Origin of the sequence: Thiorhodovibrio winogradskyi (assembly GCF_036208045.1) — a bacterium.
Taxonomy (GTDB): Bacteria; Pseudomonadota; Gammaproteobacteria; order Chromatiales; family Chromatiaceae; genus Thiorhodovibrio; species Thiorhodovibrio winogradskyi.
The window spans coordinates 2,823,325-2,842,223 of record NZ_CP121472.1 but is presented as its reverse complement, the minus strand read 5'-3'; the positions used below and the strand labels follow the sequence as shown (position 1 = coordinate 2,842,223).

The window sequence follows — 18,899 nt, the reverse complement described above, 5'->3', positions numbered from 1 at the left end:
GTCCGTGATTCTTCAACCATCACCCAAGCCCAGTCTTGGCGGCACCCCATAGCATGTCCGGCAACAGTATTGGTAGAAGTCTGGTCTTCACTAGCTTTGGCGAAAGCCACGGCCCCGCCATTGGCGGCATTCTCGACGGTTGCCCTCCGGGCATCCCTCTCTCGGAGACCGATCTGCAACCCGATCTCGACCGGCGCGCACCGGGGCAATCGCGCCACACCACCCAAAGGCGCGAACCCGACCAGGTGCGCATTCTCTCTGGCGTGTTCGAGGGGCTGACCACGGGGGCGCCCATCGCGCTGCTGATCGAAAATCTTGATCAGCGCTCCAAGGATTATTCCGAGATTGCCCAACGCTTTCGTCCCGGCCACGCCGATTACAGCTACACCATGAAATACGGCCACCGCGATTATCGCGGTGGCGGGCGCTCCTCGGCGCGCGAGACAGCCTCCAGGGTGGCGGCGGGGGCGGTCGCCAAGCAGGTGCTCAAGCATCTGTGCGGCGCCCGGGTGCGCGGCTATCTGTCGCAACTCGGGCCGCTGCGCCCGCGAGTACACGACTGGGGAGAGGTGAACGCCAATCCTTTTTTCTGCGGCGATGCCAGCCTGGTGCCCGAGCTTGAGACCTTCATGGACGCCCTGCGCAAGGAAGGGGACTCCATTGGCGCCGAGGTGACTGTCGTGGCCGAGGGGCTGCCGCCGGGGCTGGGTGAGCCGGTGTTTGATCGCCTTGATGCCGATATTGCCCATGCGCTGATGAGCATCAATGCGGTCAAGGGCGTGGAAATTGGCGCCGGATTTGCCAGCGTGAGCCAGAAGGGCAGTGCTCATCGTGACGAGATGACCCCCGCGGGTTTTCTGAGCAACAACGCCGGTGGCGTGCTGGGTGGTATTTCGACCGGACAGGACATTGTCGCGCGCCTCGCGCTCAAGCCAACCTCCAGCATTCGGCTGCCGGGGCACACGGTGGATCTGCATGGGCAGGCGGTGGAGATTGTCACCAAGGGCCGCCACGACCCTTGCGTGGGTATTCGCGCCACCCCCATCGCCGAGGCCATGCTGGCGCTGGTGCTGGCCGATCATCTATTGCGCCATCGCGGGCAGAATGCCGGGGTGAACCTGCCTTTGGAGCCAATTGCGGCGCTTGCGCCGGATCGGGCATCGGGTCGGGCACCGGATCAGCCGCGCTCCGAGGGATGACGGAGCACAGCCGCGGTCTCTTGCCGACTTTGTTCCGTCCAATTTTGCCGTGCCCAGCTTTGCACAAGCCATTGCGACAGCCATCCGCGCGAGGCTCCTCGCCGGTCATCATCCATGTCTAAGGCCGTGGCCATGCCCTATTGGCGGTTGTCGGCCTACTATCTGTTTTACTTTGGCGCGCTCGGCGCCCTGGTGCCTTTCTGGGGCCCTTACTTGCAATCCCACGGGTTCTCGGCCGCCGCCATCGGCGCGCTCATGGCGATTCTAATGGGCACCAAGCTGGCCGCGCCCATGCTCTGGGGTTGGCTGGCGGATCATTTTGGCGCGCGCATGCCGCTGGTGCGGGTCTCGGCCTTCGCGACCTGCGTGACCTTCGTCGCCATCTTCTGGACCCAGTCCCTGTGGTCGGTCGCAGCGGTCATGTTGGTGTTCAGTTTTTTTTGGAACGCCGCATTGCCGCAGATGGAGTCGGTGACCTTTAATCATCTGGGCGCGGCGGCCAATCGCTATGCACGGGTGCGTCTGTGGGGTTCGGTTGGCTTTATTCTGGTGGTGGGCGTGCTTGGCTGGTGGGTTGGCCTGGCCGGAACCGGGGTGATTCCCGGTACCGTGCTGGCGCTCTTCGTGGCGGTCTGGATGAGTGCGATGCTGGTGCCAGACTGCTCGCATTCACAGCAGGCGCATCCAGCGCCCTCCATTCGCCGCTTGCTCGCGCGTCCAGAGATCGCCTTTTTTCTGCTGAGCTGCTTTTTGATGCAGTTCAGTCATGGCATTTACTATGCCTTCTATTCCATCCATCTGGAGGCAGCCGGCTACAGCAGCGCGCTGGTCGGGGTGCTCTGGGCCTTCGGGGTGGTGGCGGAGGTGCTGGTGTTTCTGCGCATGCACTGGCTGCTGGAGCGCTTTGGCGCCCGGCGCATTCTACTGGCGAGCCTGGTGCTGGCGGTGCTGCGCTGGAATCTAATCGGCTGGCTGGCGCCAATCTTGGTGATCCAGGTGCTGGCTCAATCCCTGCATGCCGCGACTTTCGGCGCCTTTCATGCATCGGCCATCCATTTGGTGCATCATTATTTTCCTGGTTCGGTGCAAGGGCGGGGGCAGGCCCTTTACAATAGCCTGAGCTTCGGCGCCGGCGGCGGAGCTGGAAGTTTGCTCGGTGGTCAGCTCTGGGGGCCGCTGGGTGCTGGGCCAACCTTTGCATTGGGATCCGCCGCGGCGCTGATCGGCTGGTTGTGCGTCTTTTGGTTTGTTGATCGCGAGCGACGCTTCTAGTCTTGTCTTTTCGTCTTGTCCCTGTTTTGTGTTAGACTTGGGCTCATTTCCTGGTGTGATTATTTCAGTTTGCGCCAGTTCTTGATAACTTAAGCGACCTGTTCCCGGCGTCTTCCCGGTCAGATCCGCCAGTCTTTTGTTCGGCGTCCAATTTTCCGACGCGCGGACGGCCGGAGGCGGCACCTGGGTTGCGATTCTAGACGCAGGCCCCTTGTTGCCGGTGGACGCGGAACGGATGGGCTTTGCCCCGGCCGCGCTGGGGCTCAATCTCCGGAGGCCAGCCGAATTTCTCCATTGTCCCACTGTTTAGAGGCTGTGCCTGAGGCGCCCCAGGCCTCCTTGACCAATCCCGAACTCGAGCTTTTCTCCATTGCCAGTGAGCGCGACTTCCTGGTGCTCTATCCGGCTCGCGCGGACGCGCTTGAACTGCGCTGGCGGCTTGCGGTGCCGGGCAAGCGGGCGGCCGAGGCCGCCTTTGCTCCCCAGGCGAGCACGGCGTCGCCTGGGGTGCTGTTACGTCGTTTTGGCGGCTCGGGCGCGGATGAATTTGGACAGGGCGGTCTGCTCCCGGTTGCATCCGTGCATGCGGGGCGCATGGGCCTGATCGGTCTGCGGCCAGATGCCTGGTATCAGGCCGAGCTGGGCCTTGGCACTCCGGATGGCGGCTGGCTGATGCTGGCGCGCTCCAACCGGCTGGCCTTGCCGGCGATGGCCTCCGCGTGCTTGCCGCCCACTGCGTCTGCTGTCTTGTTCGCGCTGGCCTCGGGTCCAGCCGAGGGCAAAGACCAGCCGCGGGATCACGAAATCAACCATCCGCCTCTGGTGGCACGCCACCAAGGATTCGATGGCGGTGTGTCCGATGATGCGGGTACAGCCGCGCCAATGGCGGGTAGCGGTCCGGTGCGTTCCATCCGCGACCAGTCCGCAATGGCGCTCTGGGGGGAGCTTCGCATTGGTGGCAGGGCAGCGCCAGGCAGTCTGCTCGATCTCGGTGGCCATGCCTATCGGGTTGGTCCGGGTGGCGGTTTTGCCTTCGATCTTGAGATCACGGACCCGGAATTGATTCAAAGCCTCTTGCGCCTGCTGCCGGCCTTGCCGGCGGTGCCGCGTGACGGGGGCTGACAGCCGTGACTTTGGTCGCGACTGATTGCAGCCGCGCTGGGCGGAAAGGACGGGCAACACATGCGTATTGCCATACTGGCCGCTGAATGCGCGCCGGTCGCCAAGGCCGGAGGTTTGGGGGATTTTGTCCATGGACTTGGGCGCGCCCTGCAGGCCGCGGGCGCCCATGTCGAAATTCTGCTGCCGGATTACGATTGCCTGCGCCATGAGTTGATTCAAGACCGGCAAGTGTTGCGCGAGGACTTGCCCCTGACCTTTGCCGGTCAGGCGCTGCGCTGCCGGGTCTCCTCGGGACGGGTCGATGGACTCGATTGCCGCTTTTTTGCTCCCCAGTCGAACGCGGCCTATTTTGCGCGCGGCGCCATCTACGGCGAGCCCGACGATGCTCTGCGCTTTGCCTGTTATTGCCGCGCTGCCCTTGAATGGTCGCGGCAATGCTCTGGTTGGCCGGACATCCTGCACTGCAATGACTGGCAAACCGGCCTGGTGCCCGTGCTCTTGTATGAAGACTACGCGCCACGCGGTCCGGATCCCGTTCCGGATCCCGGTTTGGATGCTGTTCGGGTGTGCTACTCCCTGCACAATCTCGGTCATCAAGGCTGGGTGGAACCCAATGTACTGACGGCCGTGGGCCTGGATGCCAGCCGCCTGATGACGCCGGATCGGTTGGGGAACAGCGCCGGCTCGAGCAGCGCCAACCTGATGCAAGGTGGCATCGTGTTTTCCAATTTCGTCACCACCGTCTCGCCACGCTACGCCTGGGAGGCATTGCGCACCGAGCAGGGTTGTGGCCTGCAGGATGTTTTGGCCAGAAAACAGGCCCAGGGACGTTTTGCCGGGGTGCTAAATGGCATTGATTGGTCCACCTGGAATCCGCGCGGCGATCCCTTGATCGCCCAGCCTTTCGATGCCGACCGACTTGCACTTAAGGCCGCCAATACCGCCGCGCTGCGCGCGCGCCTGAGGCTGCAAGCGGTCAATAAGCCGTTGTTGGCCATTGTGAGCCGGCTCGACCGGCAAAAGGGTGTGGACCTTATCGCGCACGCCCTGGTTTACACGCTGGCCAAGAAAGGTCAGTGCGTCTTGCTCGGCAGTGCGCAGGAACCCCAGATTCAGGCGCGTTTCGAGCGCTTACGCGATGCGTACCAGAGCCATCCAGACGCTCACCTGGAGCTTGGCTTTGACGAGGCGCTGGCGCATCAGATCTACGCCGGCGCGGATTTCATTCTGGTACCCAGCCTTTACGAGCCCTGCGGGCTGACGCAGATGATCGCCATGCGCTATGGTTGCGTGCCTGTGGTGCGTCGGGTTGGCGGGTTGGCGGATACGGTGTTCGATGCCAATTTTTGCGTCAAACCACCCGCGGAGCGCAACGGCTTTGTGTTTGATGACGCCGAGCCGGCCGAGCTTGAATTCGCGCTCGATCGGGCATTTGGACTCTGGACAGACTATCCAGATCAGTTTAAACAGTTGCAGATCAACGGGATGAGCATTGACCACTCTTGGAATGGGCCGGCACAAGACTACTTGCGCATTTATCGCTGGCTGGTTGGTGGCGATCCGCTCGAGGAGCATTGAGCGCCAAGCCGCTGTTCGGTGGTTGGGCGGTGATTCGCCGGTTTGCCAAGCTTTGCCACTCGCGCTTATCCTGCCACATTCTTTTGGTTGAGGATGGCAGCACATGAGTCCGAGGACGCTCTACGACAAAATCTGGGAGGCGCATCTGGTGCGGGTCGATGACACCGCGACATCGGCCTCCGTGACATCGGGAGCCACCGCGCTTCTGTATATCGACCGGCAACTGGTGCATGAGGTCACCTCGCCGCAGGCCTTTGAAGGGCTGCGGCTGGCGGGGCGCAAACCCAGGCGGCCCCAGGCGAATCTGGCGGTGCCGGACCACAATGTACCCACTCTTGATCGGCATCTGGGCATTGCCGATCCAGTCTCGCGCATTCAGGTCGAAACGCTGATCAATAACTGCCACGAGTTTGGCATCCAGGTGTTCGACATGGATGATCGGCGCCAGGGCATTGTGCATGTGATTGGCCCGGAGCAGGGTTTCACCCAGCCTGGCATGACCATTGTTTGCGGCGACAGTCATACCTCCACCCATGGCGCCTTTGGTGCCCTGTCGTTTGGTGTGGGTACCTCGGAGGTGGAGCACGTTCTGGCAACACAATGCCTGACGCAGAAAAAGTCCAAGTCCATGCTGGTCAGCGTCGATGGACAGCTGGGTGCCGGCGTGACGGCCAAGGACATTGTGCTCGCCATTATCGGCGAGATTGGCACCGCTGGCGGGACTGGCCATGTGATCGAATACTCAGGTGAAGCCATTCGCGCGCTCAGCATGGAAGGGCGCATGACGGTCTGCAACATGGCGATTGAGGCCGGTGCGCGCGCCGGGCTGATCGGCATTGATCAAATCACCGTCGACTATCTGCGTGGTCGGCCGCTGGCGCCGAAAGGAGAGGAGTTCGAGCGCGCGGCCGCCTATTGGCTGAGCCTGAATTCCGACCCCGGCGCCGAGTATGACCGGGTGGTGCATCTGGATGCCGCCAGCATCCGCCCGCAGGTCACCTGGGGCACCTCGCCCGAGATGGTCGTCCCGGTGGATGGCGCCGTGCCTGACCCGGACGAGATCGCCGATCCGGTCAAGGCCGGCAGCTATCGCCATGCGCTGGCCTACATGGGGCTGGAGCCGGGTGTGGCGATCCGCGACATTGCGCTGGATAAAGTCTTCATCGGCTCTTGCACCAATGGCCGTATCGAGGACTTGCGCGCGGCGGCCGAGGTCGCCAGGGGCAAACGGGTGGCTGGCTCCATCAAGCAGGCGTTGGTGGTGCCGGGCTCCGGCCTGGTCAAGGAGCAGGCCGAGGCCGAGGGACTGGATCGGATTTTCACCGAGGCCGGCTTTGAATGGCGCGAGCCGGGTTGTTCCATGTGTTTGGCGATGAATGCCGACCGGCTCGAACCGGGCGAACGCTGTGCCTCGACCAGCAATCGCAATTTCGAGGGCCGGCAAGGGCAGGGTGGTCGCACCCATTTGGTCAGCCCGGCGATGGCGGCGGCGGCGGCCATCCGGGGTCATTTTGTCGACGTGCGGGAGATCTAAGCCATGCCCATGCAGCCGTTTGAAAATTTCACCAGCGTGGTGGTGCCGCTTGATCGTGCCAATATCGACACTGACGCCATCATTCCCAAGCAGTTTTTGAAATCCATCCAGCGCACCGGCTTTGGGCCCTATCTGTTCGATGAATGGCGTTATCTCGATCACGGCGAGCCGGGCATGGATTGCACCGACAGACCGCTGAACAAGGACTTTGTCCTCAACGATCCGCGCTACCAGGGGGCAAGGATTCTGCTTGCGCGCCATAATTTTGGCTGCGGCTCCTCGCGCGAGCATGCCCCCTGGGCGCTGGCGGACTATGGCTTCCGGGTGCTGATCGCGCCGAGCTTTGCCGATATTTTTCACCAGAATGCGATGAAGAACGGCATCCTGCCGGTGGTGCTCGATTCGGCGCTGGTCGATGAACTCTTCGCGCTGGCTGGCGATGAGGAGCCTTTGACCATTGAGGTCGATCTGCACAATCTGAGACTCAGTCCGAATGGGCGTGCCCAGATTGAGATCGATATCGATCCCTTTCATCATCGCTGCCTGATCCATGGCCTGGATGACATCGGCCTGACGCTGGAACATGCCGATGCCATCACCGCCTATGAACAACAGCGCGCGGCCGAGGCGCCCTGGTTATTCGCTTAACGTAGCGGGAGGTTGACATGCTCGCTGTGGAAGAACCTTTGATCAGTGTCGAGGAGTATCTCGAAGGGGAGAAGGTCAGCGAGATACGCCATGAATATGTCGCCGGTCAGGTCTATGCCATGACCGGGACCAGTAAGGCACATAATCAAATCAATATCAATTTAGCCTTTCATCTGCGTGCCGTCACGCGGGGCCAATCCTGTAAGGTTTTTGTCAGCGACATCAAGGTTCGGGTACCCGCGCAAGACGCTTTTTACTATCCCGATCTGATCCTGACCTGCGAGCCGGATCATCAGGATGATTATGTCATCTCCGCGCCCTGTTTGATCGCCGAGGTGCTCTCACCCAGTACCAAACGCATCGACAGCCGCCATAAGTGGCTGGGTTATCAGCAGCTTTCATCCTTGCGCTATTATCTGCTGATCGTCCAGGATCGGCCTTTCGTTGAGTGTTATGCGCGCCAGGGAGATACCTGGTGCTACCAAGCGTTAAGCCGTATGGAAGATGCCCTGCCGATTGACTGTCCGCCTATAACACTCCAACTGAATCTGGCGGATCTCTATGAGGAGGTGACCTTGCCATGACCGCACTGGCCGAAGAGCGCTTGATCAGCGTTGAAGACTATCTGGAAGGCGAGAAAAACAGTACAGTGCGCCACGAGTATGTTGCCGGTCAGGTGTTTGCGATGACCGGTTCTAGCGAGGCGCATAATCGGATTAACGCCAATCTGGCCTTTCATCTGCGCGCTGCGACACGCGGCACGCCCTGCGGCATGTTCATCAACGACATGAAGGTCTCGGTGCCTTCACAGCAGGCCTATTACTACCCGGATGTGATGCTGAGTTGCGAAGGTTATGATGCCAAATCTTATGTGAAATTCGCGCCCTGCCTGATTGCCGAGGTGCTCTCACCCAGTACCAAACAGATTGACCGACGCGAAAAACTGCTCGGTTACCGTCAGCTCGCATCGCTGTGCTACTACTTGGTGATCGCCCAGGATCGCGCCCTGATGGAAGTCTGGCAGCGCGACGCTGCCGGCGCCTCGGAAAGCGGCTGGGTTCAGCAGCGTCTGACCGCTCCGGATGCGGCATTGACGATCGACTGCCCGCCGGTGAGCTGCACCTTGCGACTGGCCGATCTGTATGAAGATGTCCGACTGCCCGAAGCCAGCGATTAACCCGAGACCGGATTTGCATCCCAACGGAGAACCATCCCTTGTCCAAGACCATTCTGATTTTGCCGGGTGACGGCATCGGCCCGGAAATCATCGCCGAGGCGGTGAAAGTGCTCGAATGCCTGCGCGATGACTTCGCCCTCGCCATCGACATGCACCAGGCTCTCGTCGGCGGCTGTGCCTACGACGCCACCGGCTCGCCGCTGCCCGAGGACACCCTGAGCCAAGCCAAGTACGCCGATGCCGTGCTGCTTGGCGCCGTGGGTGGGCCGAAATGGGAGCCCCTGCCCATTGCCGTGCGCCCGGAGAAGGGTCTGCTGGGCTTGCGCGCGGGCCTCGGACTGTTCGCGAATCTGCGCCCGGCGATTCTCTATCCGCAGCTGGCGGATGCCTCCACGCTCAAGCCCGATGTGGTGGCCGGACTCGATCTCATGATTATCCGCGAGCTGACCGGCGGCATTTATTTTGGTCAGCCGCGCGGAGTCGAGACGCTGCCATCAGGCGAGCGGCGCGGCTTCAACACCCTGGTCTATACCGAATCCGAGATTGAGCGCATCTGCCGGGTGGCCTTCGACATTGCCATGAAGCGTAACAGGCGCGTGTGCTCGGTCGACAAGGCCAATGTGCTGGAGGCCACCGAGTTGTGGCGCGAGGTCGCCACACGGGTCGGCCAGGATTACCCCGAGGTCAGCTTAAGCCACATGTATGTCGACAACGCCGCCATGCAACTGGTGCGCGCGCCCAAGCAGTTCGATGTGATGGTCACCACCAACATGTTCGGCGACATCCTGTCCGATTGCGCCGCCATGCTGACCGGTTCCATCGGCATGCTGCCCTCGGCGGCGCTCAATGAAAGCGGGCAGGGCATGTATGAGCCCATTCATGGCTCGGCGCCCGATATCGCCGGCAAGGGCGTGGCCAATCCACTCGCGACCATTCTGTCTGTCGCCATGATGCTGCGCTACTCCTTGGGCGCGCCCGAGCAGGCCGAGCGTGTCGAGCGCGCGGTGGAGTCGATTCTCGATCAAGGTTTGCGCAGTGCCGATCTGGCCTCGCCTGGCACCACCAGGGTTGGGACCGCCGCCATGGGTGATGCCGTGGTGAGCGCACTGCGCGAGGCAGGCTGAACATGCGTTGGCAAAGCCTGAGGGAAGGTTATGCGCGCTTGTACGCGCGCTATCACCCGGAACCACGCCGTCCCTACGAATACCCCATTAACCGCTACTATGCCCATCCGGTCGATACCCTGCTGACCTGGGTGGCGGATCGACTGGGCTGTTCGCCCAATCTGGCCACCGCACTCTCCGCCGCCGCTGGTTTGGCGGCAGCCGTGGCATTGGCCGCGCACTGGTTTATTGGTGCCGCCCTGCTGATTCAGCTTCACTCCCTGCTCAATGGTGTGGATGGAAATCTGGCGCGCCATCGGGGGCAGAGCAGCACCATTGGCAAGAGGCTTGATCAACTCGGCGATCAACTGGTGCGCCTGGTGCTTTTCATTGTTCTGGTGCTGGTGGCCCATGTTCCGGCCTGGCTTGGCCTGGCCATGCTCACCACCCTCTACCTGGACATTGCCCTGGTCACCTGGGTCATCACCCCTTGTGCCCAAGGCCGCCCGCTGATACGCGCGCGCTGGAAGCAGTGGTTCATGGACCGTGGCCTGATGCCCGGCTTCGATATTTTTACGCTCTATGCCGTCATTAGCCTGTGCCTGCTAGTGCAGGCGCCAGTGCTCGCGGTCATCTTGGTGACTGTGTTCAAGACCCTCGACTGGAGCTATCACCTGTGGGAGTGTGCGCGCACCTGGTTGGTTGCGCGCGAGCGAAAGGGATAGCTGCCGTTACTGCCGCAGGTGCTCCAGATCCCGGTCGCGCATGCCAAGCAGATAAAGGATGCCGTCGAGGCCGACGGCGGCCAGTGAGTGTCGCGCCTGTTCCTTGACCAGCGGTTTGGCGTGGAAGGCGATGCCCAGACCGGCAATGGCCAGCATGGGGAGGTCGTTGGCGCCGTCACCGACGGCGATGACCTGCTCTAGGCGAATGCCTTCCTGGGTTGCTATTTCTCGCAGCAGCTGGGCCTTGCGCGCACCGTCGACAATGGGAGCGGTGACCTGGCCAGTCAGGCGGCCGTTTTTGATGTCGAGCGGGTTGGCATGCACGATGTCGATAGCGAGCCGCTGTTTGAGATGCTCGGCAAAGTAGGTGAAGCCGCCAGAAAGAATGGCAATGCGGTAGCCGAGCGCTTTCAGGCTGTGAGTCAAGCGCTCGGCCCCTTCGGTGATCGGCAAGCGCGTGGCGATCTCGGCCAGCACGGATTCCTCTAGCCCTTCAAGCAGGGCGACGCGCTCGCGGAAGCTGGCACTGAAGTCCAGCTCCCCGCGCATGGCGCGCTCGGTGATGGCCGCGACTTGCTCGCCAACGCCAGCGGCGGCGGCGAGTTCGTCGATGACTTCGGTCTGGATGAGCGTCGAGTCCATGTCGAAGCACACCAGTCGGCGGTTGCGGCGGAAAATGTCGTCTTCCTGAATGGCAATGTCGACATCAAGCTGCTTGCCCAACTCCAGAAAGCTGGCATGGAGCGCGGAGATATCCGGCACCGGCCCGCGCAACCACAGCTCCACGCAGGCGGGGCGGCTGCCGGATGTCCTTTGATGCTGGTCGGCAACCTCCTGGTGCTGGGAAATGCGCCCGGAGAGTCGGGTGATCTGGTCGATATTCAGTCCATTGCGGCTGACGACAGCCGCGACCCGGGCGATGTGCTCGGCATTGATCACGGCACCCAGCAGGGTCAGGATATGGCGGGGTTGGCCTTGCTCGCGCACCCACTCCTCATAGGCGTTGGATTCAATGGGGGTGAAGCGCGCGTCCAGCCCCAGGCGATGGGCGGCAAACAGCAGTTCGCGAAAGACCTGGCAGCCGCTGCTGTCGGCCGGCAGCTCGACCAGAATGCCAAGTGCCAGGGTGTTATGGATCACCGATTGGCCGATGTCGAGAATGCGCACCCGGTCGCGCGCCCCTTCTCCCACCCCTTTTCCGATCAGGGTCTCGGTCAGGGTCATGGTGATGCCGGGGCGGTCGCGCCCGCTGACTTCGATCAGGACAACTTCTTGCATGGGGTGTTCGCGGCGCGCCGGGGTCGGGGTTTAAGCTGGTGTGTCAAAGAGATCGGCGGGATTGCTCGCGCGCGCGGCGGCGAGCAGCCAGGCTTTGAGTTGGGCGCGGTCCCGGCATGTTTCGATGCGCGCGCGTTGGCGGTCATCGAGCCACAGGCCTCGATCTGCCAGCAAATCAAGGATGGATTCGATCAACTCCTGCATGCGAATCGCCTCAACGCTCTCATAGCCGGCGCGTTGCAGCAGATTGCGCAGCATGACTGCATGGCTGGCATCGCGATCATACAGGGCCTCGACAGGGACCGGATTGCGCAGGATGCCAGGTGCCCTGAGAAGATCGCCGGGGCCGAGCACCCGCATGGCTTGGTTGGGCTGACGCACCTCGACCCGGCGCGGCCCGACCAGGCGCACCACCCAGACCTGTTGGGTGCCATGCGCGAGCAGTTCGCTGATCTTGTCTTCCAGTTCCTGCTCGTCCTGCCCGGATCCGGCATATTCGACCGCCAGTGGCGGCACCCCGGGAATCCAGCCGCGCTCCTTACCAGCGGCGGCCACGGCGACATCAGGGGCACGCAGAGTGCCGGATTCGGGGGTGAAACCGGCATCGACCCCGGCCCATTCGACATCCGGGTCAGTCTCCAGCGCGCCGCCGCCGGCAAGATTGCGTCCGGCGTGATCACGCCCTGACGGGGCGCAGTAGATGGGGTGACCCTGGCTGAGTTCGTAGCGATCCCCTTCGCGCAATTGCTCGACGCGAAAGGGCCCCTGGGTGTTTGCATAGGGTTGGCTTGCCATGCTTGACTAGCTCCCGATCAATGCGCTCTCGGCTGGTGGAGTGTGCAGGCCGAGCTGCTCCAGCACGGCCTGCATCATGGGTTGGACCGCGGCGGCGGCGGTGTCGCTCAGGCGAAAATGTCCGTAGTCGAACTCGGCGCCGCCAGCGGTGATCAACCAGGCCTCTGGCACCCGCCCATAGAGCCCCTGGCACCAGGCCAGAAGTTCGCGCGGGTCGTGAAAATGCGCCATGCTCGAGAGGGCGCTGGTGTCAGGCTGCAGGGGTTGGCAGCGCAGCTCCCCGGGTGGCAGATCCACGCCGGCATCGAGAAAAATCACCCGCGCCATCCGCGCCATGTCGGCGGCAAGCTCCGCGGTCAGTATGTGACGGGCCTCCACCCGCACCCAATCCGGAAGGGCAAGCTGTTGCAGCCGGTCGGCCACCAGCGGACCGATGGCGTCGTCGCCGCGAATGGGGCTGCCGTAGCCGATGACCAGGGCGGTCGCGCTCACGCCGGGTTTTGTATCCTCTTTGATACTGCTTTGGTTCTGGTTGGATGTATGCCTGGGACTTGGCTCAGTCGCGACAGAGGCGATCAATCACTTCTCCGCTTGCATCCTTGAGCTCAATGACCAGTGGCATTTGTCCGAAGGCATGCGAGGCGCAGGACAGACAGGGATCGTAGCAGCGAATCACTGCCTCGACGCGGTTGAGCATGCCCTCTTTGAGTTGATTGCCATCGACATAGGCATCGGCGACCTGCTTGATGCTGCGGTTCATTGCCAGGTTGTTATGGCCGGTGGCGATGATGAGATCCACCCATTTAATCAGGCCGTGCTCGTCAATCTTGTAATGGTGCATCAGAGTGCCACGCGGTGCCTCGGACACGCCAATCCCCTCCTCGCGGTTGCCCCGCGCATGAGCGCGCACCCGGGTATCGAGAATGTCGGGCTCTTTGAGAATCCGCTGCATACGCTCAATGGCATGGATGATTTCCACTAGCCGCGCGTAGTGATAGTGAAAACTGGAAGCCACCGGACCCGCGTCTTCCTGCAGGGTGCGGAATTCGGCCAGGGCGACATCGGCATAAGGAGTGCCGCAGGAGTCGGCGTTGTTCAGCCGCGCCAGGGGGCCGACGCGATAGATGCCGCGCGGATAACCCATGGGCTTGTAGTAGGGAAACTTCATGTAGGAGAAGTCCTCCACCGCCTCGCCAATCAGGCGCTTGTAGTCACGCGGCGGAACCTTGTCCTCGATGATGCGACCCTGGGCGTCTTTCACCCGCAGCAGGCCAGTGGTGTGCTCAAGCTGGCCCGTCTCCGAGACCAGGCTCAGGAACAGGGTTGGCAGGTTGCCAAAGTGGCTGGCCTCGTCCTTGAACTTGGGCAGCAGGGTCTTGAAACTGGCATAGGTGCGCTTGGCGATTTCCAGCCCCTCGGGCAGCATTGTCTGGATGGCCTTGTGTTTCTCCTCGGAGAGTGGTTCGCTGACGCCGCCGGGCACCACCCAGGTGGGGTGGATTTTTTTGCCACCCAGAATCTCGATGATGGTCTGGCCGATTTGGCGCAGACGGATGCCGTCCCTGGCCAGGTCCGGGTACTGCTGCATGACACCAAAGACATTACGGCTTTGGGGATCGGCATCCCAGCCCAGTAGCAGGTCGGGTGAGGATAGATGGAAGAAGGAGAGCGCGTGCGACTGCACCAGCTGGGCCAGGTTCATCACTCGGCGCAGCTTCTCGGCGGTCGGCGGAATGCTGACCGCGAGCAGGTCATCGCAGGCTTTGTTGGAGGCGAGCAAATGGCTGACCGGGCAGATGCCGCAGGTCCGCGCGGTCAGCGCTGGCATCTCCCGGTAAGGGCGGCCCTCGCAGAATTTCTCAAAGCCGCGAAATTGGGTCAGATGAAAACGGGCATCTTCCACCTCGCCGGTGTCGGCGAGTTGCAGGGAAATGCGCGCGTGCCCTTCGATGCGGGTAACCGGCTCGATGGTGATGGTGCGGCTCATGATTTAGGCGCCAAAGCGGGTCAGTTGATTGGGATCCGGGGTGCGCCCGGCGATGAGTTCGCTCAAGACATAATAAATGGCATCCGCCGGTGGTGGGCAGCCGGGAACGAAGAGATCGACCTCCACCACCCCATGCAGGGGCAGCACCACCTCGCGCAGGCGCGGCACGCCATCGACCGGAATCTGCGGGTTGAGATCGACATTCTCGCGGTAGGCGCGCTCAATCACGGCATCGAGCTTGAAGGCATTGCGCATTGCCGGGACATTGCCGTTGACCGCGCAATCGCCAAGGCTGATCAGCTGTTTGCAGTGTTTGCGAAAAGCCTTGGCAGTGGCCAGGTCATGGTCATTGCTGACCGAGCCCTCCAGGATGCCGAGATCAACCTGCGCAGGTAGTTCCTTGGTGTCGACCAGCGGGCCATGGACGATGTCGATATGACTGGCCAGCTCGATCAGGCGCTCATCCATGTCAAGAAAGGACATGTGGCAGCCTGAGCAGCCGTCGAGCCAGGCGGTGGCCACTGTGATTCTAGGGTTGCCCATACTGCTTGGGAAGCTGATCTGGTTGCTGCTTGGGTTGTTGACCGGCACATTGGTGGGCGTGCTCATCGCAGGTGTCTCCGGCGGGCGAGAATAGGCAGGAAGCTTTGGTCTTTGACCATTTCCCCGGCGGAAGTGCCCTGCTTGACCAGCGCGCCGGTTGGGCAGACCTGCACACATTTGCCGCAACTGGTACAGGTGTTGCTGTCCCCCCAGGGGCGCGCCAGATCGGTGATCACCTGACAGTCGCTGCCGCGGCCCATGACATCCCAGGTATGGGCGCCTTCGATCTCATCGCATACCCGCACGCATCTGGTGCAAAGGACGCAACGATTGTGATCGACGCGGAACATTTCATGAGAGCTGTCGACCTCGTAGTGCGGGTAGCGATAGGGCATGCGTACATGATTCACACCACAGCCCTGGGCGAGATTCTGCAGTTCACAATGACCGTTGGAGACGCACACCGAGCAGACGTGATTGCGCTCGGCAAAGAGCAGCTCGACAATGGTGCGGCGATAGTGGCGCAGGCGCTCGCTGTTGGTCACCACTCGCATGCCTTCGGCAACGCGGGTTGAGCAGGCGGCGAACAGGCGGTTCTGGCCTTCGAGTTCCACCAGGCACAGGCGGCAGCCGCCGAGGATGGACAAGCCATCGAGATAGCACAGACTGGGGATGGGGATCTGGTTTTCCCGGCACACCTCGATGATGGTCTCGTCCTCGCGGGCGGACAGATCCAGGCCGTTGACCTTCATGGTGACGACGCGGACCGAACTCTGGGGTGTCGGCAATGGCATGCAAGAAACTCCGGGAGAGGTGGCGAGTTAAGTCGCGGTGGCGGACCTTCAGTCGTGTGCCGCGGCGGTGTTGCCGGCGCTGGCCTGCTCCTCGCGCTCGGCGTCCTCGATCATTTCCTTGTGCAGGCGATTGATCTTCCAGTTGCGGTAGTGCAGGTAGGAAAGGAGATTTTTCCCCACGAACCAGACAATGCCGCCGATGACCATGCCCCAGGCAATCCAACCAATGGTGGTGCGTTCCGCGACCTGCACGCCATGACCGGACAGGCTCTCGGTCATGTCGCCGCCCCCGCCCATGACGCCAATCAGCATGCCGCCCCAGAACAGGATGAAGGCGACCGGAATTCGGTCTGACCAGTGATAGGGTTTGCCAGGATAGGCGGACTCGGACAGTGGTTCTTGCGAAATACCGCTGGCGGCTCCCGGAGCCATGCTTGTCGTGTCGGTGGTTACCGGCGATGCCGCCGCCGGGCCAGCAAGCGGAAAACCGCAGTGGGGACAGACCGGAGCCTGATCGGAAACCTTGCCTTCGCATTCGGGGCATTGAATCAGTGCCATTGATCGCTCACCGTTATCGTGTTGTTATCTGGATGGGTTTGGTCTTAAGTCTAAGACACTCAGGCGGCCTGATCGAGTAGCCGCTGTTCGTATTCCGCGCGGAAGTAGCGCAGGGTGCTTAGCACCGGATTAGGTGCGGTTTGCCCCAGCCCGCATAGGCTGGTGGCCTGGACCACCTCGCAGAGTTCCTCGAGTAGGGCAAGCTCCTGGGCGCCTGCCTCGCCTTTGACGATCCGGTCGAGCAGCCCGTGCATCTGCGCGGTGCCGGCGCGGCAGGGAATGCACTTGCCGCAGGACTCCGACATGCAGAATTCCATGAAAAAGCGCGCCACCTCGACCATGCTGGAGGTCTCGTCCATGACGATCATACCGCCAGAGCCCATGATGGTGCCGAGCGTCTTTAAGCTGTCGTAGTCGACCGGGATGTCAAGATGGGCCTCGGGGATGCAGCCGCCGGAGGGGCCACCGGTTTGCACCGCCTTGAAGGCCTTGCCGCCCGGAATGCCGCCGCCAATGTCTTCTATGATATCGCGCAGCGGAGTGCCCATGGGCACTTCAATCAGGCCGGTGTTGCAGATGGCACCCGCGAGCGCGAACACCTTGGTGCCCTTGGAGCGCTCGGTGCCGATGCCAGCAAACCAGTCGCCGCCGTCGCGCACAATGGGGGCGATGTTGGCATAGGTCTCGACGTTGTTGATCAGCGTGGGGCAGCCCCAGAGGCCGGATTCGGCCGGGTAGGGCGGCCGCGGCCGTGGTTGACCACGACCGCCTTCAATCGAGGCCATGAGCGCGGTTTCCTCGCCACAGACGAAGGCACCGGCACCAAGGCGGATTTCGATGTCGAAGTTAAACTCGGTCTCGCAGATATGGTGACCAATGAAGCCGGCACGCTTGGCCTTGCGAATCGCGGTCTTGAGCCGCTCCACGGCCAGCGGATATTCGGCGCGGATGTAGACAAAGCCCTTGTTCGCGCCGATCGCATAGGCGGCAATGGCCATGCCCTCCAGCACCCGGTGGGGGTCGGACTCGAGAATGGCGCGATCCATGAAAGCGCCCGGATCGCCCTCGTCGGCATTGCAGATGACGTATTTCTGGCCCGCCGGCATCTTGGCCACGGTCGACCACTTCAGACCCGTGGGATAGCCGCCGCCACCACGTCCGCGCAGCGCGCTGGTGGTGACCTCGGCAATGACCTCGGCGGGCGTCATTTCAGTGAGCGCCTGGACCATGGCGCGGTAGCCGCCAAGGACCACATAGCCTTTGAAACTATTGGGGTCAACAACGCCTGAGTTTTCCAGCACAATCCGCTGCTGCCGAGCGAAAAAGGGCATGTCGATCGGGCAGTGCAGGCGCTCAACCGGCGCGCCGGTCTTGGCGCTGGTCAGGATCTCCGGTGCATCGGCGGCGGTGACATCGCGATAGAGTTGAGCCTGATCAAGCGGCGCGTCCTTGGCGGCGATCGCCACCAAAGGCCCGGCCGAACATAGCCCCATGCAGCCGACCTGCTTCACACGACAGCCAGGATGCTCACTGGCCTCGCAGCCGGCGGTCAATGCCTCCAGCACCGGCTGGGCACCGGAGGACTGACAGCTTGCGGCGGTGCAGACGCGGATTTCCGTCTTGACCGCGGCATGCTCCTGGCGGTGCAGATCAGCGAGTTCTTCGAGGTCATCCACATTCATTGCGCGATCTCCTCCCTAATCTGCCCCTTGATCTGCCCGGCAAGCTTGGCATTGAGGGCGTTGCTGTCGAGTTTGCCCGAGACCTGGCCGTCGATCACCACCGCCGGGGCCAGCCCGCAGGCGCCGACACAGCGCGCCGTCATGACCGACAGGGCGCCATCTTCCGTCGTTTCGCCCGGATTGACGTCGAAGCGCTGCTCGAGCCCTTCGATCAGCGCGCCCGCGCCCTGGATGTAACAGGCCGTCCCGGTGCAGACCACACAACTATGCCGGCCCTGGGGCTTGAGCATGAACAGGTGATAGAAGGTCGCCACCCCGAACACCTTGCTCAGCGGCAGGTCCAGGGAGTCGGCGACAAAGATCATCGCGTCTTCATCAAGATAGCCAAAAGCATCCTGCACGCTGTGCAGGGCCTCGATCAGCGCATGCTCGGCGTAGCCCGAGCGGCGCATGGTGGCGTTAACGAGCTTCCAGCGCTTATCGTTGCTGGGCAGGCTCGGGCGGGCGCGTTGCATGGTCATGGCGAATGCAAAATCCGTTGGCTGGCCGCGATCTTTCCCCTAGGTCAGCAGTTTGCTCCGCTGGGCTGGTACCTTTAGGACGACCGTTGGGCCTTGGGTCTTTGAGAAGGTCGCGCTCGCCGCCGGCGGTCGCGACCCTGACAGATCCGCCATTAAAACGCGAGCGGGCAGGGCGCGCCAAGTAAAGATTTGATGTCGGCGAGTAGCGCGCGCGATTCGGCCTTCCTGACTCGCCTGTGCCGCGTGGATGTAAGAGCCTTCAGAATGCTGCATACTTTGCAAAGTATCGCAGCGACAAATTCCTTGCCTGTTCGACCTGAACAATCTTTGGGAACGAAAGGCTGAAGGAGGTTTTCAACCGGGAGGACATCCCGGGTAGCGGA

Annotated in this window: 19 protein-coding genes; 10 read left to right on the top strand and 9 right to left on the bottom strand. The window is 62.2% G+C overall.

Going from position 1 to position 18,899, the window contains the following annotated elements:
- Nucleotides 1-53: 53 nt before the first annotated feature.
- The 10 genes from aroC (at nucleotide 54) to Thiowin_RS12805 (ending at nucleotide 10,358) form a co-directional block, all read left to right on the top strand.
- Nucleotides 54-1,199 carry a chorismate synthase gene (gene aroC, locus Thiowin_RS12850; RefSeq protein WP_328983404.1) on the top strand — a complete coding sequence of 382 codons (1,146 nt, stop codon included), beginning with the start codon at nucleotides 54-56 and terminating at the stop codon, nucleotides 1,197-1,199.
- Between the two features lie 132 nt (nucleotides 1,200-1,331).
- Nucleotides 1,332-2,471 (top strand): MFS transporter, encoded by a 1,140-nt coding sequence (locus Thiowin_RS12845; RefSeq protein ID WP_328988076.1) that lies wholly within the window; start codon nucleotides 1,332-1,334, stop codon nucleotides 2,469-2,471.
- A 339-nt stretch (nucleotides 2,472-2,810) separates the two neighbouring features.
- On the top strand, nucleotides 2,811-3,593 hold the full coding sequence (locus Thiowin_RS12840; RefSeq protein ID WP_328983403.1) for a hypothetical protein: 783 nt from the start codon (nucleotides 2,811-2,813) through the stop codon (nucleotides 3,591-3,593).
- Between the two features lie 60 nt (nucleotides 3,594-3,653).
- Entirely contained in the window at nucleotides 3,654-5,171 is a 1,518-nt protein-coding gene (locus Thiowin_RS12835; protein WP_328983402.1) for a glycogen synthase, read from the top strand.
- A gap of 103 nt (nucleotides 5,172-5,274) precedes the next feature.
- Nucleotides 5,275-6,705: a 3-isopropylmalate dehydratase large subunit gene (gene leuC / locus Thiowin_RS12830; protein ID WP_328983401.1), complete on the top strand. Its 1,431-nt coding sequence runs from the start codon at nucleotides 5,275-5,277 to the stop codon at nucleotides 6,703-6,705.
- 9 nt (nucleotides 6,706-6,714) lie between these two features.
- Nucleotides 6,715-7,353 carry a 3-isopropylmalate dehydratase small subunit gene (leuD, locus tag Thiowin_RS12825; RefSeq protein WP_328988075.1) on the top strand — a complete coding sequence of 213 codons (639 nt, stop codon included), beginning with the start codon at nucleotides 6,715-6,717 and terminating at the stop codon, nucleotides 7,351-7,353.
- A 17-nt stretch (nucleotides 7,354-7,370) separates the two neighbouring features.
- Entirely contained in the window at nucleotides 7,371-7,937 is a 567-nt protein-coding gene (locus Thiowin_RS12820; RefSeq protein ID WP_328983400.1) for a Uma2 family endonuclease, read from the top strand.
- Nucleotides 7,934-8,530 carry a Uma2 family endonuclease gene (locus Thiowin_RS12815; RefSeq protein ID WP_328983399.1) on the top strand — a complete coding sequence of 199 codons (597 nt, stop codon included), beginning with the start codon at nucleotides 7,934-7,936 and terminating at the stop codon, nucleotides 8,528-8,530. Before Thiowin_RS12820 ends, Thiowin_RS12815 begins: the two co-directional genes overlap by 4 nt.
- Before the next feature lie 38 nt (nucleotides 8,531-8,568).
- Entirely contained in the window at nucleotides 8,569-9,654 is a 1,086-nt protein-coding gene (leuB, locus tag Thiowin_RS12810) for a 3-isopropylmalate dehydrogenase (protein ID WP_328983398.1), read from the top strand.
- A gap of 2 nt (nucleotides 9,655-9,656) precedes the next feature.
- A complete protein-coding gene (locus Thiowin_RS12805; protein WP_328983397.1) occupies nucleotides 9,657-10,358 on the top strand; it encodes a CDP-alcohol phosphatidyltransferase family protein in 702 nt (233 codons plus the stop codon).
- 6 nt (nucleotides 10,359-10,364) lie between these two features.
- Here Thiowin_RS12805 and serB read toward each other — a convergent pair whose 3' ends face one another.
- The 9 genes from serB to hoxE all read right to left on the bottom strand — a co-directional run bounded on the left by serB (nucleotide 10,365) and on the right by hoxE (nucleotide 18,516).
- Nucleotides 10,365-11,636, bottom strand: coding sequence for a phosphoserine phosphatase SerB (gene serB / locus Thiowin_RS12800; protein ID WP_328983396.1), 1,272 nt, complete (start codon nucleotides 11,634-11,636; stop codon nucleotides 10,365-10,367).
- Between the two features lie 30 nt (nucleotides 11,637-11,666).
- Nucleotides 11,667-12,431, bottom strand: coding sequence for a Uma2 family endonuclease (locus Thiowin_RS12795; protein ID WP_328983395.1), 765 nt, complete (start codon nucleotides 12,429-12,431; stop codon nucleotides 11,667-11,669).
- 6 nt (nucleotides 12,432-12,437) lie between these two features.
- Complete coding sequence (locus Thiowin_RS12790) at nucleotides 12,438-12,923, bottom strand: hydrogenase maturation protease (RefSeq protein WP_328983394.1); 486 nt, start codon at nucleotides 12,921-12,923, stop codon at nucleotides 12,438-12,440.
- Nucleotides 12,924-12,987: 64 nt separating this feature from the next.
- Nucleotides 12,988-14,418 (bottom strand): Ni/Fe hydrogenase subunit alpha, encoded by a 1,431-nt coding sequence (locus Thiowin_RS12785; protein WP_328983393.1) that lies wholly within the window; start codon nucleotides 14,416-14,418, stop codon nucleotides 12,988-12,990.
- A 3-nt stretch (nucleotides 14,419-14,421) separates the two neighbouring features.
- Nucleotides 14,422-14,961: an NADH-quinone oxidoreductase subunit B family protein gene (locus tag Thiowin_RS12780; RefSeq protein WP_328988074.1), complete on the bottom strand. Its 540-nt coding sequence runs from the start codon at nucleotides 14,959-14,961 to the stop codon at nucleotides 14,422-14,424.
- Between the two features lie 62 nt (nucleotides 14,962-15,023).
- A complete protein-coding gene (gene hoxU / locus Thiowin_RS12775) occupies nucleotides 15,024-15,755 on the bottom strand; it encodes a bidirectional hydrogenase complex protein HoxU (RefSeq protein ID WP_328983392.1) in 732 nt (243 codons plus the stop codon).
- A gap of 48 nt (nucleotides 15,756-15,803) precedes the next feature.
- A complete protein-coding gene (locus tag Thiowin_RS12770) occupies nucleotides 15,804-16,313 on the bottom strand; it encodes a zinc ribbon domain-containing protein (protein ID WP_328983391.1) in 510 nt (169 codons plus the stop codon).
- 59 nt (nucleotides 16,314-16,372) lie between these two features.
- On the bottom strand, nucleotides 16,373-17,995 hold the full coding sequence (gene nuoF / locus Thiowin_RS12765; protein WP_328983390.1) for an NADH-quinone oxidoreductase subunit NuoF: 1,623 nt from the start codon (nucleotides 17,993-17,995) through the stop codon (nucleotides 16,373-16,375).
- A complete protein-coding gene (gene hoxE / locus Thiowin_RS12760; RefSeq protein ID WP_328983389.1) occupies nucleotides 17,992-18,516 on the bottom strand; it encodes a bidirectional hydrogenase complex protein HoxE in 525 nt (174 codons plus the stop codon). The genes nuoF and hoxE overlap by 4 nt, the downstream gene beginning before the upstream one ends.
- Between the last annotated feature and the right edge of the window lie 383 nt (nucleotides 18,517-18,899).

What these genes read in the sequence shown, in the direction of transcription:
- aroC (WP_328983404.1), top strand. Translation starts at nt 54, where the DNA reads ATGTCCGGCAACAGTATTGGTAGAAGTCTGGTCTTCACTAGCTTTGGC.
- Thiowin_RS12845 (WP_328988076.1), top strand. Translation starts at nt 1,332, where the DNA reads ATGCCCTATTGGCGGTTGTCGGCCTACTATCTGTTTTACTTTGGCGCG.
- Thiowin_RS12835 (WP_328983402.1), top strand. Translation starts at nt 3,654, where the DNA reads ATGCGTATTGCCATACTGGCCGCTGAATGCGCGCCGGTCGCCAAGGCC.
- leuC (WP_328983401.1), top strand. Translation starts at nt 5,275, where the DNA reads ATGAGTCCGAGGACGCTCTACGACAAAATCTGGGAGGCGCATCTGGTG.
- leuD (WP_328988075.1), top strand. Translation starts at nt 6,715, where the DNA reads ATGCAGCCGTTTGAAAATTTCACCAGCGTGGTGGTGCCGCTTGATCGT.
- Thiowin_RS12820 (WP_328983400.1), top strand. Translation starts at nt 7,371, where the DNA reads ATGCTCGCTGTGGAAGAACCTTTGATCAGTGTCGAGGAGTATCTCGAA.
- Thiowin_RS12815 (WP_328983399.1), top strand. Translation starts at nt 7,934, where the DNA reads ATGACCGCACTGGCCGAAGAGCGCTTGATCAGCGTTGAAGACTATCTG.
- Thiowin_RS12805 (WP_328983397.1), top strand. Translation starts at nt 9,657, where the DNA reads ATGCGTTGGCAAAGCCTGAGGGAAGGTTATGCGCGCTTGTACGCGCGC.
- serB (WP_328983396.1), bottom strand. Translation starts at nt 11,636, where the DNA reads ATGCAAGAAGTTGTCCTGATCGAAGTCAGCGGGCGCGACCGCCCCGGC.
- Thiowin_RS12795 (WP_328983395.1), bottom strand. Translation starts at nt 12,431, where the DNA reads ATGGCAAGCCAACCCTATGCAAACACCCAGGGGCCCTTTCGCGTCGAG.
- Thiowin_RS12785 (WP_328983393.1), bottom strand. Translation starts at nt 14,418, where the DNA reads ATGAGCCGCACCATCACCATCGAGCCGGTTACCCGCATCGAAGGGCAC.
- Thiowin_RS12780 (WP_328988074.1), bottom strand. Translation starts at nt 14,961, where the DNA reads ATGGGCAACCCTAGAATCACAGTGGCCACCGCCTGGCTCGACGGCTGC.
- hoxU (WP_328983392.1), bottom strand. Translation starts at nt 15,755, where the DNA reads ATGCCATTGCCGACACCCCAGAGTTCGGTCCGCGTCGTCACCATGAAG.
- Thiowin_RS12770 (WP_328983391.1), bottom strand. Translation starts at nt 16,313, where the DNA reads ATGGCACTGATTCAATGCCCCGAATGCGAAGGCAAGGTTTCCGATCAG.
- nuoF (WP_328983390.1), bottom strand. Translation starts at nt 17,995, where the DNA reads ATGAATGTGGATGACCTCGAAGAACTCGCTGATCTGCACCGCCAGGAG.
- hoxE (WP_328983389.1), bottom strand. Translation starts at nt 18,516, where the DNA reads ATGACCATGCAACGCGCCCGCCCGAGCCTGCCCAGCAACGATAAGCGC.